9 protein-coding genes are annotated in these 12,604 nt (G+C 45.2%); 4 read left to right on the forward strand and 5 right to left on the reverse strand.

The features are described from left to right. Positions 1 to 171: 171 nt before the first annotated feature. Together HFV01_RS22390 and HFV01_RS22395 are read right to left on the reverse strand one after the other, a co-directional pair. The gene (locus HFV01_RS22390) at positions 172 to 2,241 is read right to left on the reverse strand and encodes a cation:proton antiporter (RefSeq protein ID WP_006621422.1); all 2,070 of its coding nucleotides are present in this window, start codon (positions 2,239 to 2,241) and stop codon (positions 172 to 174) included. A 111-nt stretch (positions 2,242 to 2,352) separates the two neighbouring features. Next, a complete protein-coding gene (locus tag HFV01_RS22395; RefSeq protein ID WP_111892552.1) occupies positions 2,353 to 4,116 on the reverse strand; it encodes an alpha-amylase family glycosyl hydrolase in 1,764 nt (587 codons plus the stop codon). Positions 4,117 to 4,492: 376 nt separating this feature from the next. On the opposite strand from HFV01_RS22395, the gene HFV01_RS22400 reads away from it, so the two are divergent. Then, a complete protein-coding gene (locus tag HFV01_RS22400) occupies positions 4,493 to 5,911 on the forward strand; it encodes a glutaredoxin family protein (protein ID WP_006621426.1) in 1,419 nt (472 codons plus the stop codon). Between the two features lie 9 nt (positions 5,912 to 5,920). On the opposite strand, the gene HFV01_RS22405 is transcribed toward HFV01_RS22400, so the two are convergent. Further along, positions 5,921 to 6,274, reverse strand: a complete 354-nt coding sequence (locus tag HFV01_RS22405) for a hypothetical protein (protein ID WP_006621427.1) — start codon at positions 6,272 to 6,274, stop codon at positions 5,921 to 5,923. Positions 6,275 to 6,330: 56 nt separating this feature from the next. Next, positions 6,331 to 7,029: a tRNA (guanosine(37)-N1)-methyltransferase TrmD gene (trmD, locus tag HFV01_RS22410; RefSeq protein ID WP_006621428.1), complete on the reverse strand. Its 699-nt coding sequence runs from the start codon at positions 7,027 to 7,029 to the stop codon at positions 6,331 to 6,333. Positions 7,030 to 7,275: 246 nt separating this feature from the next. Here trmD and HFV01_RS22415 point away from each other — a divergent pair, with 246 nt between their 5' ends. From HFV01_RS22415 to cphA, 3 genes are all read left to right on the forward strand, one after another. Continuing rightward, positions 7,276 to 7,428 (forward strand): hypothetical protein, encoded by a 153-nt coding sequence (locus tag HFV01_RS22415; RefSeq protein WP_006669095.1) that lies wholly within the window; start codon positions 7,276 to 7,278, stop codon positions 7,426 to 7,428. A 594-nt stretch (positions 7,429 to 8,022) separates the two neighbouring features. Next, a complete protein-coding gene (locus HFV01_RS22420) occupies positions 8,023 to 8,880 on the forward strand; it encodes a cyanophycinase (RefSeq protein ID WP_006621430.1) in 858 nt (285 codons plus the stop codon). A 132-nt stretch (positions 8,881 to 9,012) separates the two neighbouring features. Beyond that, on the forward strand, positions 9,013 to 11,700 hold the full coding sequence (gene cphA / locus HFV01_RS22425) for a cyanophycin synthetase (RefSeq protein WP_006669096.1): 2,688 nt from the start codon (positions 9,013 to 9,015) through the stop codon (positions 11,698 to 11,700). A gap of 57 nt (positions 11,701 to 11,757) precedes the next feature. On the opposite strand, the gene HFV01_RS22430 is transcribed toward cphA, so the two are convergent. Beyond that, entirely contained in the window at positions 11,758 to 12,552 is a 795-nt protein-coding gene (locus HFV01_RS22430) for a phycobilisome rod-core linker polypeptide (RefSeq protein ID WP_006621432.1), read from the reverse strand. Positions 12,553 to 12,604 lie beyond the last annotated feature (52 nt).

A 12,604-nucleotide genomic window follows, 5' to 3' on the forward strand; every position in this document is an offset into this window, starting at 1 on the left:
CCAAGCGTCGGGACATATAAAAAGTTATAGGGATGGTCAGGAGTGCGCTCCTTATATCCAACCTAGGGGTTGAAGTCCCTACCAAGTAGTTATTTTAGGCATCTCAACCTTATTTCATACCTGAACGTCTCGCACACCTGAGAGTCATTGTAGCAGGTTCCTCGCCAAAAATCAAGAGTGTGGTTCACCAAATAGGATAAAGGAACAGGTCAAACTCTTAATCATTTCCGTGGTGACATCACTTACAGCCAGACCCCCAGCGGTGCGACGACGCATCGATCGCAATACCACCAAATCAAAGGACTGAGAGGCTTTCAGAAGCGCATCAGATACATTGTCATGGACTAAGACCTGAATATCAGATTTGACCTGGGGTCCTGATGCTAGAATTGTGGATAATTCCGACTCCAACTCATTCACCTGTTCCCTAGAAGTGCGGCGATCGCAAACTTGCAATAACATTACCTCAGCTTGGTTACTATCAGCAAACAGTTGAGCAAACCGAATAGTTCTAATCGCCTGGGGGGTGATATTTTTAACCGGAACCAAAATCCGATGAATGTCAATAGGTGCTTCCAATAGCTTTAAGACCGCTACCGGACAATGGGAAGACCAAAATACATTATCAATCAAGTTCCCCAAAAGTCTGGCTCGTAAGCTAGTGTTATAATTCCAACCAATCACAATTAAACTCGCGTCAAATTCCCTAGCGGTGCGGCTAATTCCTTCAGCAATATCATCATCAATGCGGAGTCTTGTTTCAGTTTTGACACCAAACTCCTGAGCCACTTGTGCGGCTTTTTCCAAAAGGCGATCGCTCTGACGCAAGGTAACATCTAACTGAGGTTCATCCATTTGTAGATGAGCTTGGGTAATTGTGATCGGGACCACTAAACCCGACTCATGACGCGCCAATAAACCCGCCATTTCCACTAAATACCGCACCGACATAGGGTTAGATACAGCCACAATAACTGTAAATTTATTCCCGGGATTTTCTAAGCCTATTTCTGATTTTTTTTGAGGTATCCAAGCCTCATTGGGTGCTTGTAAATTAGGTTTAGGGATAGATAATCGACTCCCAAAACGAGCGGTTAATATTGGTCCCAAAACTGAAGTGACCAACATTAGCACAATCACCGTATTAAAGACTTGCTCAGATATCAACCCTACCCGCACAGAGGCTAAGGCAGCGGCGAGGGTAGCAGCCACCTGGGGAACGGATAAAGCCCACATAGTCATCGTTTCGTTCCAGTTATAACGAAACAGTAATTTCATCCCAGTAGCAGCCATTAACTTACTACCTAGTAAGCCTAAAACAATAGCTAAAGTTAAGCCAATACCAGTTGTTAAACTTTGAATAAAAGCCGGAACATCAATGAGTAATCCCATCCCCACAAAGAAAAAGGGAATAAATAGGGTACTACCTACAAACTCCACTTTTTCCTCTACCGGACTATGACCGATCACATCATTAACCGCCAAACCTGCTAAAAATGCACCGACAATTTGATCAACATTGATAATTTGTGAGCCTACAGAGACCAAAAAAACTGCCAGCATGACAAACAGAAACTGATTACTTTCTTCATTCCCTGTACGCCTAAAATATTCTTTTCCAGCCCAATCTAAACCAAACAGAACTATAGCAGTATAAATCCCTAAAGCTGCTAATTGTACAATTATGGAAGTCGCCGAAAAATCTCCCCCATGAATGGAAATACAAATAGCCAGCACCAATAAAGCGGCAATATCAGTAAAAATAGTGGCTCCAATAGTGACGACTACTGATTCATTGGCAACTACTCCTAATCGTGCTACAATAGGATAACCTAATAGGGTATGGGAAGCTAGTAGAGAACCAATCAAAATTGATGCGTTTAGACTGTAGCCAACTGATAAACCAATTGCAGTTCCTACGGTTAATGGAAAAGCAAAGGTCATCAACCCAAAAGATAGGGATCTATTTCGTTTGCGTCTAAACTCTTCTAGGTCAATTTCTAAACCCGCGACAAACATCAGGTAAATTTTGCCGATATCCGAAAGAAATTTCATAATTTCGGAGTCAGGAGACAAAACTTGCATTCCGTTGGGTCCTAATACTACTCCCGCAAATAATAAACCCACCAAACCGGGGAGTCGAAGACGCTCGAAAATGGGAGGAATGGTTAAACTGACTAGGATCAGAATTGTAAATGGGACTATGGGACTCTCTGGAATCAGGTTGAGAAATTGTTCCATATCAACTGTTAAGCAAGTTAGGCGGGTTTTAGGTGGGTTTTGTTAGGTTATCACAGATTGCACCATTAACTCTCAAAATTGTGAGCGATCGCCAACTATCATCAACCTCTGCTAGAATTTGTTAGTAATCCACACCGCTTGATAGGGTTGTAATATGTATTTAGAGTAAATGTCGGTAATAATCTCCCCACTGATTAAATCTAACCAAGGATCGATACAGATCAGGTTGACATCTCTTAAATTCAGTTGTTGGGGTTTATCGGTCAAATTAAAGATACAGAAAATGCTTTGGTCTCTGGTCATACTTTGTCGCCAAAACCCAAATAGCGATCGCTTCAATTGTAGGGTGTATTGAGTAGCGTTAGGATGAAAAGCACCCTGTTGGCGACGGATTTTAATGCGCCGACAGATTTCGCGGAATACAAGCGATCGAGGAGAATGGGGGTCCTCTAAATCCTTTTGTAAATCCTCAATCTGCCACTTATAGCGATTGATTGACCGATTCATTCCCGTCTGTTGTAACCTTTCATAATCATTGGGAGTAGCCAATAAACTATGAATATAAAATGCGGGAATCCCTTCTAAAGACATCATCAGAGTTTGGGAACAAATAAATCGCTGAATTTGCCAGGTATCCTCTCCCTTAACTGTGCCTTTCATCGCATCAAATAAGGAAATATTAATTTCATAGGGACTCTCACTACCATCTGGCTTTTTCCTCATGCTAATTTTACCGCCAAATTTCTCCATAGTCGTCAACAGGCTTTGATATTCCTCATCGGAAAGTAAACCCTCGGCGGGACGTAAACCAATGCCATCATGGGAAGCCGTAAAATTAAAATAAGCACAGCCTAGGGGTGCCGGTGGCATACTCATCATCCAGGTTCTGAGATGGTCTGATTTACCCTGAAGCATCGCATTTAACAACAGTGGCGGCAAGCTGAAGTTATAAATCATGTGCGCCTCATTTCGATTGCCAAAATAGCTCAGATTTTCCCGGTTTGGTACGTTAGTTTCCGTAATCACAGCTACTTCTGGATCTATCATATTTACCAGTTCCCGCAGTAGTTTAATAATCGCATGGGTTGGGGGTAAATGAATGCAAGATGTGCCGATTTCTTTCCACAGAAAACCCACGGCATCTAGGCGAATATATCTGGCTTTGGCGCTGACTATATAAAATCTGATGATTTTTAAAAACTCAATTAAGACATCAGGATTGGCAAAATTAACATCAATCTGATCTTCGCTAAAAGTCGCCCAAACGTGCTTTTCTCCATCAACAGTCTCTACTTTGACTAATACTGGACTGTTGCGGGGTCTGACAACTTCTGATAGGTTTTTGCCCGGTTCAACCACTATAAAATAATCACAGCCTGGTTTTTTCCCGGCTTGGAATTGTTGGAACCAATCGTGCTTACTGGAAACATGATTAAGCACTACATCTACCATTAAGTTAAATTGACGAGCAATGGTTTTGATATCTTCCCAGTCTCCGAGTTGAGGATTAACGCTTAAATAGTCACTGACCGCAAATCCATCATCGGACGTATAGGGAAAAAAGGGTAAAATATGCACACCGGTGATGGTATCTTTCAGGTTTTCTCCTAAGAATTTTGCCAAAACTTCTAGGGGTTTTCGGTCAGTATGACGGCTGTAAATACTATCCCCATAGGTGATTAATGTCACGTTGTTTTCTGTCCATTTGTTGGGGTTTTCATAGCCAGTGGGAATATATAAATTTTCGCCAATTACGGCAAATAGACGGTCTAAAATACTCGGAATTGTGGCGGGTTCGTAAGCGATTTCTAGCAAGGGCTGGAGGCGCATACAAAAATATTGATAATCACTATAAGTCGATCGCGTGGGTTTCATATTGTTTCCTCTGTGGATTCGATTGTTGAGAGCAATTAGCCAGTATACAGTAGATGATTAAATATCAACTTAATTCTCCTGGGGCTGAGGATATTGAGAATTGCGCCTAGGTTAAGAAAGGTTAAAATTTAGCATTTTAACAGTAAATTAAGTTATAGTAAATGCAGAGAACAGTCAGTGCAAATTTGCGTCAAGTTCTTAGTAGATGCTTTGGCCTGATCATGCTACCGTTTGTAGTAGGCTAACTATCCCCAGCTTTTAAGCATAACCGATTTTTCCATAATCGTCTAGGGGGATCAGCAATTTTGGTTGAAGCGTCCGCCACTTGAGGAGCGATCGCCATTTGAAGCATTGATCAATTAACAGGCTAAGTCTTATGTTGAGGAAAAACTGGTTGCGTCCAACTCTCATCTTCTGTTTCTCCCTATTACTGGGAATACTAACCGTAACAGCCGGAGCGATATCCGCCAATGATGGGACTTCCGTAGATGTGTTATTTTTTACCAGCGAAAACTGTCCCTATTGTCGTCAACAAAAAGCCTTTTTACTCCCCGTAGTCGAAGCGAATGACAATATCAGCCTAACCATGGTTGATGTTGACAACCAGCCGGAAAAATTCCAAGAATTTCTTGATGAGAATAACATCAGTAGTCGCGCGGTTCCCCGAACTATAATTGGTGATAAATCCTTTATCGGTTTTTCTCCAGACCCAGGAGAGTTGGAATTTATCCCATCCTATCAGGCTTATATAGGCTATCAGAACCAAATTATTAATGCTATTCAAGCCGAGTTAGGAACTGCTGTGATCATTCCCGGTCAAACGGTTAATGTACAGCCGACACCCACTACAACGCCTCCACCACAAGGTATACCTGTCTGGGTTTTATCATTTTTACCCCTAGCTTATGTAGTCACCTACCCAATTTTCAGCATTAAAGATAAACCAGTCGAAACGAAGAGATTATGGTTGGGGGGGCTAACCGGTGTAATTATGGTTAGTCTATTTTTGGCGATCGCATTTACCCCAGATGCAGTAATTAGAGGATTTGCTGCGGCTTTACCCTTTCCCCTATTTGTATTTATCATCGCCTTAGCAGACGGCTTTAACCCCTGTGCTTTTACAGTGTTAATTATCCTATTATCCCTGCTGACCTATACTAAAAGTAGGCGAGATATGGCGATAGTAGGTTCCACCTTTGTGGTGACATCAGGAGTCATGTATTTTGTGTTTATCATGGCTATGGTATTAGTGGGCTCAATTTTCATCGATAGATATGGTCAAATAGTGATGATTATATTGGGTGCTGTGATCACCATTGCTGGTTTAATTAACATTAAAGACTTCTTTTGGTTCAAAAAATCTGTGTCTCTGTCTTTATCCCAAGAACAGCAAATTGAGATTACCAAAAAAGCCCGAAACATCGTCAACCAATTACAATCAGCTAAAAGCGATCGCCGAAAATTTGCCGCCGCCTTATTGGCTACAGTTTTATTAGCAATTTTCGTCAACCTAGTAGAGTTAGGATGTACAGCCATTTTACCCACTGTATATATGGCAACCCTAGTCAACTATTGTCAGACTAATGTTTTACTGTGTTATAGTCTCTGGACGGCTTTTTATGCTGTAGTCTATATTCTGCCGCTATTGGGGATTCTCATCAGTTTTATTTACTCTTTTTCATCCTATCGTCTAACCGAAGAAAAAGGGCGATTACTGAAACTATTTGCGGGAGCCTTTATGGTATTCTTTGGATTAGTGATGATTGCTAAACCCGAATTACTGGTCTTAGGATAGAGCCACCCGTCAATATACCACCGTACAGAACAAAAACTTAACGCGATCGCCCAGTTTTTGTTTTAACTCATCTAGGGAGGCTGCATCACTCACCAAATTCCCGCCTTTGAGGGCTACCCATCTACCTCGGTAGCCCTGGCGGTTTTGGACAACCCAGTTAAAATTCAAAGACATCTCAGGGTTAGGTGGTAAGCGGTGAAACTCCAAGGTTTTCGGTCCAAAAAGCTGCATATATCGTTTAATTTTGTCCGAGTTAGGATAAGACTTAAACGCTTCGCAGGCTAAATCTGCGGCTTGATGGAAATTATCCTGACTCAAAGCGCGATCGATGGCGGTAATATATTGCTCAGGTGAGTGATTCATGGGATTTCACAGATAGTTGCGATCGCCTTTAAGAGAGGGTTAGGGGTTTTGTCAGTTCAATTTTCCGGCTTAGGAAGTTCCAGACCCGATAACAGGTCAGGACGGCGCTGTTGTGTGCGTTGAAGTTGTTGTTCTCGTCGCCATTGTTGAATATCAGCATGATTACCAGAGAGCAAAACATCAGGGACACGCATTCCCCGAAACTCAGCCGGGCGGGTATAGTGGGGATAGTCTAGTAGTCCATCCTCAAAACTCTCCGCCTTGAGGGATTCAACCTTACCCACAGTACCCGGTCGCAGGCGCACCACACCATTAATCAAAGCCAGGGCTGGAATTTCGCCCCCAGTTAGGACGAAATCACCCAAAGACACCTCGCGAGTCACCAGGTGCATGACCCGCTCATCGATGCCTTCGTAGTGTCCACAAATCAAAACCAGTTGGTCATAACCAGTAGCCAAATCGCGAAATAGTCCCTGGTGCATAGTTTCCCCCTGGGGGGTCAACATAATCACCTCTCGTCGGGGAAGAGAGGGAAGGGACTCAACCGCCGCAAAAATCGGCTCAGGTTTCAATACCATTCCCACCCCGCCGCCGTATGGTTCATCATCGACCCGTCGGTGCTTGTCGAGGGCAAAATCCCTAGGATTAGTGCAGTAGACCGCCGCGATCTGGCGAGCTATTGCTTTAGCTAGAAGTCCTGACTGTAGGGGGCTAGAGAAAAATTCAGGGAACAGAGTAATAATGTCAAATCGCACGGAACCTCAAACCAAGCCAGTAACTGTATGATTAACCCTCCAGCCACCGTACCTGCTATGGTAGGTGCTTGTTTCCCAGAATTGCTCCTGAGAGATACCTCGACAGGCAGCAAAACCAGTAGATCTGACGACTGACTGATGCCAACCGTTCCCAGAGTTAGCAGGCTCGGGCAATGCCTGACTTTTACTCTCAATCGGTCGCTTGCTGGGAGCTGATAGAAGCATTGTAGCAAATTGGTACCGACTATGGCTGAAAAAGATGGGCGCGTCATACTTTTAGCCACAGCCATTAGACAACTTGAGCCTTACTGGCAACCAACCAAAAAGATAAAAACAGATGTGATCCGTGAACAAGAACAGACTCCTTGTTATAAAATCGGGCAGCGGGGCTTGGTGTAACACCCTCGATCCCGAAAATCTGGGAAAGTCCGGTGGGTCTGGTGGGTCTAAAGAATTGTTTAAATCCGTATCAAAATATACTAAAATGCTAATATTTGCGCTAATTTGGTAATTTTTCCTGGCAGCATCTGTGTGCATTTCCGGCAAAAGGAGATTAAGCGAGGGTCTGCCAAGCAAATAGAATCTGGTGTGATCACCTTCAAGTCCAAATTTATCCGGGTTCCCTGACAGGATTTAAGTTAAATTGGCTATTAAGCAAATGTTAAGTTCGAGCATCTCTAAGTCAAGAGATTCGGGAATCCGGGCAGGTGATGGGGTGAATCGAGAAAGAACCATAACCCATTGGGAAACTAGCCAGATTCTTGGTCAAATTGGGTAAATATCCTCTGGTTAGGGCGATAGTTAGTGTCACTCACCTAAAACCGAGGAGGGCAACTTCACAAGAGACAAAGTTTTGCTGTCCCCTTTTATGCCAAATTTATGTCAGAAGGCAGTGAAGTCAAACCAGACCCGGAAAAGGGTGGTGGTGCAGAATCTGGAGTCCGCCAAAGAAGCCCGCTAAGTTGAATTCATGCCTATCATGAGGAGAACAATATGCAGCAGTTGACATCTCAAGCCCTTGAACAAATGATTAATCCAAAAACTCAAACCTCAATTTTAGTCATTGGAGGAGCCGAAGATAAGATTCATGGACGTGAGATTCTGCAAACCTTTTTCAGTCGTGCTGGGGGGGAAAATGCCCAACTGGCAATTATTCCCTCAGCCTCCAGAGAACCGAGTATTCAAGGAGAACGCTACCAAAAAATTTTTGAGAATATGGGAGCGAAGACCCTGAAAGTGTTTGATATTCGGGAGCGACATCACTGTGAAGATCCACAATGGCACGATTATTTAGAGGATTGTACAGGGGTGTTTATGACGGGAGGAGATCAGTTAAGGCTGTACAGTTTGTTGGCAGATACGCCCCTAATGGAGAAAATTCGGGTAGCAGCTAGGGCGGGTAAAATAGCCCTGGCGGGAACCAGTGCCGGGGCGGCGGTGATGAGCCATCACATGATCGCTGGGGGGGGTAGTGGGGAATCTCCTAATCGATCGCTAGTGGATATGGCTACCGGGCTGGATATTCTACCGGATTTGATCGTAGACCAACATTTTCATAATCGCAACCGCTTCTCTCGTCTAATTAGTGCGATCGCCGCCCATCCCGATAAAATGGGGATTGGCATTGATGAAGACACCTGCGCCATGTTTGAAGGAGAAGGGCGAGTGCGGGTAATTGGTAAGGGAACCGTGACCATAATAGATGCTAAAGATCTATCCTATACCAATGTAGCCCAGGCGGGGGCTACGGACCCACTGAGCTTATTTAACCTGCGGGTCAATATTCTCTGCCACGGTGACAGTTATAATATGCGAACCCACACCGCCTTCCCAGCAGCAGCCAGCTTATAGTTCGGATTGCTGTATCATATTCAGGTCGCAAAACTGTTCGCATTGAACAGTTTTGAGGTCTTTGAAGTTTGACATTGAATAACACAGAGACTTGTCACCAAAATAATTCCTGGATCACCCACCGAGACAGATATGAAAATTCTTAGAATCCAAACTCTCAGAGGTCCTAACTACTGGAGTATCAGACGACACAAGCTGATCGTAATGCGTCTTGACCTAGAAGAATTATCAGAACGCTACTCCTCAGATATTCCCGGATTTTATCAAGGTTTAACCTCCGTTTTGCCTAGTTTAGTAGAGCATTGTTGTTCTCCGGGAGTGCGGGGTGGCTTTCTCAGTCGGGTGGAACGGGGAACATTAATGGGTCATATTATTGAGCACGTGGCGCTGGAACTGCAACAACTAGCCGGAATGCCTGTGGGGTTTGGTCGGACGCGGGAAACCTCCACGGCGGGAGTGTTTCAGGTGGTCTATGAATACGAAAATGAACAGGCGGGCCGATATGCAGGGCGGGCGGCGGTGCGTCTGTGTCAGAGTATTGCCGAAACTGGCAGTTATCCGGCTGAAGAACTCACTCAAGACCTCGAAGATCTCAAGGAATTAAAAGCCCAAGGGTCCCTCGGTCCGAGTACGGAAGCGATCATCAAAGAAGCGGAATTTCGCCACATCCCCTGGATGCAACTAAACGCTCGCTTTATGATCCAGTTTGGTTATGGTGTCAATCAAAAGCGCATCCAAGCTACCCTCACCAGTAGCACTGGTATTTTGGGGGTGGAACTGGCCTGCGATAAGGAAGGCACTAAACAAGTGCTGCGGGATGCGGGGATTCCTGTACCACGGGGGACGGTAATTCGTTACTTTGAAGACCTCAGTGATGCGATCGAGGATGTGGGGGGCTATCCCATTGCTATTAAACCCCTAGATGGCAACCATGGCAGAGGTATTACCCTAGATGTGACTCGTTGGGAAACGGCTCAGACAGCCTATGATGCAGCCAGTGAAGCCTCAAAAACCCGTAGTGTGATTATTGAGCGATTCTACAAAGGTCGAGATCATCGGGTTTTAGTCGTCAATGGTCGGGTGGTAGCAGTTTCGGAAAGAGTCCCCGCCCATGTGGTTGGTAATGGTAAATCCACCATTGAGGAATTAATCGAGGAAACTAACAAAGACCCTCGCCGGGGAGATGGACATGATAACGTCCTCACCAGAATTGTGGTTGATCAAACTGTGCTTTCTATGATTGAGGAAGCCGGATATACTATCGATTCAGTCCTACCAAAGGGGGAAGTTTGCTTTTTGCGGGCTACGGCTAACCTCAGTACGGGGGGCAGTGCTATCGATCGCACTGATGAAGTCCACCCAGAAAATATCTGGCTATTTGCTCGGGTTGCCAAAATTATTGGCCTAGATGTGGCCGGAATTGATGTAGTTACCCCAGATATTTCTAAACCCCTGCGGGAGGTGGATGGGGTGGTTGTGGAAGTCAACGCCGCCCCAGGATTTAGAATGCACGTCGCCCCCAGTGAAGGCCTACCGCGTAATGTGGCCGGGGCGGTGATGGATATGCTATTCCCTGGGTCTTCCCCTAGTCGGATTCCCATTCTTTCCGTCACGGGGACTAATGGCAAAACTACCACCACTCGTCTGTTAGCCCACATTATGAAGCAGACGGGTAAAGTAGTTGGTTATACCACCACCGATGGCACTTATATCGGCGATTATATGGCTGAACCGGGGGATAATACGGGACCCCAAAGCGCTCACCTGATCCTCTGTGACCCCACCGTAGAAGTCGCCGTCCTGGAATCGGCGCGGGGGGGAATTTTGCGATCGGGTCTGGGTTTTGATACCTGTGATATCGGTGTCGTCCTCAATGTCGCTGCTGATCACCTGGGTTTAGGAGATATCGATACCATTGAACAAATGGCTAAGGTCAAAAGTGTGGTGGCTGAGGCAGTTAGCGATCGCGGTTATGCTATCCTTAATGCTGATGATCCCCTAGTGGCTGCCATGTCGGAACGGGTGAAGGCTCAAGTGGCTTATTTCTCCATGAATCCCGATAATGAGATTATTCTGCGCCATACGGAAGCCGGAGGATTGGCCGCCGTCTATGAAAATGGCTATCTGTCAATTCTCAAGGGTGATTGGACGCTGCGAATTGAACAGGCGGTAAATGTTCCCCTCACTATGGGCGGTATGGCTCCGTTTATGATTGCTAATGCTTTGGCTGCTTGCGCCGCCGCTTTTGCTCAAGGGGTGAAAATTGAGCATATTCGCACCGCCTTGGCTACTTTCATTGCGTCGGCTGACCAGACTCCTGGACGCATGAATCTCTTTAATATGGGCAGTTATCATGCTTTGATCGATTATGCCCATAATCCCGCTAGTTATGAAGCCTTGTCTGGGTTTGTCAATAACTGGCCGGGGCCTCGGATTGGGGTGGTAGGAGGTCCAGGCGATCGCCGTGATGAAGATTTTGTGACTCTGGGTAAATTGTCCGCTAAGATGTTTGACCGGATTATTGTTAAGGAAGATGATGATACCCGAGGACGACCTCGCGGAGATGCAGCCGTTCTGATTACTCAGGGTATTGAAGAAGTCCTTTCACCGGTTCCCGATCCTCGGGTTAAGCATGAGACGATCCTTAATGAGACAGATGCCATTAATCTCGCCCTAGACCAGGCTCCCAAGGAGGCTCTGGTGGTGATTTTACCTGAGAGTGTTAATCGGGCGATCGCTTTAATTAAAGCGCGTAATCCCATCCTCGATACCAACCCAGAAGGCGCTAATTTGAGCGTCGCTAATGCCGAAATCAGTTAACAGGGAGCTCCGGGGTATCCACCGGCGGTGCGTCAGGTGACGCACCCTACTACCCTACTATTCACCGAGTAAAACGGCATCTTCTGGAGTCATAAACTCTAACACCTGTTGTCGAATCGCATTTTCCATACGTTTGCGAGATATTCGCTGTTCGGGAATGCGGTTGTCAAACAGAATTTTAGAAATTGTCTGAATACACTCCATAATTTTTTCCGCCTCCGTTTCGTTCATCATTCCCAGCGCCGTTGGAGATGGTTGCGGGTCTTCCTGTGGCGGCGTTGGTTCAGTTTTCGCTACCTCACTCTCACTATCAGAGTTAATATGTAGCTTTTGTTGATAGTGATTCGGAATACCCCAGCCGCGCTGTCCGGGGTGTTCATGTCCGAGGCGCTCATTTTCTAAGTATTCAGTCGCCGACTGATACAAAGCCTGTTCACGCCAGTAGGGAACAGTAAAATAGCCGAAGCATTTACGATATTCCTCTGAGTCCACCATATCCGAAACCAGTGCGCCTACACCATGTCGCAGCAGAATATTATCCCAATGGTGGATTTCCTCATCTCCGTGGGGTGTGCGCCCTAAAAAATGCTTACAGGCATTTTCGATAAACTTCAGGTTAGAACTATTTTCGTAGAAATGTTCTAAATAAACAGGTCGCACTACTAAACTTTTCAGGAAGTGGCGGATTCCTAGTTTACCTTTTTTGAAGTCTCTTTCTAAATCCCATAATTGCTTGCGTTCCGATTCGTAGGGCTGACGTTCTAAGACTTGCTGATAGATTTTACTGAGAACAAATGTGCGCTCTTCAACGGACGCATTATGGGTAGTCGTGATGGTTTCATGTAAGGGCATAGTTTCCGCTCCTATTATGCTTTAATCGCATCCAAAAATCACATCCAAAAAA

It is taken from the genome of Limnospira fusiformis SAG 85.79 (genome assembly GCF_012516315.1).
In the GTDB taxonomy this organism is placed as follows: domain Bacteria; phylum Cyanobacteriota; class Cyanobacteriia; order Cyanobacteriales; family Microcoleaceae; genus Limnospira; species Limnospira fusiformis.

Bases quoted from the DNA above. Each gene is read 5' to 3' on its own strand.
- HFV01_RS22390 (WP_006621422.1), bottom strand. From the start codon at position 2,241: ATGGAACAATTTCTCAACCTGATTCCAGAGAGTCCCATAGTCCCATTT.
- HFV01_RS22395 (WP_111892552.1), bottom strand. From the start codon at position 4,116: ATGAAACCCACGCGATCGACTTATAGTGATTATCAATATTTTTGTATG.
- HFV01_RS22400 (WP_006621426.1), top strand. From the start codon at position 4,493: ATGTTGAGGAAAAACTGGTTGCGTCCAACTCTCATCTTCTGTTTCTCC.
- HFV01_RS22405 (WP_006621427.1), bottom strand. From the start codon at position 6,274: ATGAATCACTCACCTGAGCAATATATTACCGCCATCGATCGCGCTTTG.
- HFV01_RS22415 (WP_006669095.1), top strand. From the start codon at position 7,276: ATGGCTGAAAAAGATGGGCGCGTCATACTTTTAGCCACAGCCATTAGA.
- HFV01_RS22420 (WP_006621430.1), top strand. From the start codon at position 8,023: ATGCAGCAGTTGACATCTCAAGCCCTTGAACAAATGATTAATCCAAAA.
- cphA (WP_006669096.1), top strand. From the start codon at position 9,013: ATGAAAATTCTTAGAATCCAAACTCTCAGAGGTCCTAACTACTGGAGT.
- HFV01_RS22430 (WP_006621432.1), bottom strand. From the start codon at position 12,552: ATGCCCTTACATGAAACCATCACGACTACCCATAATGCGTCCGTTGAA.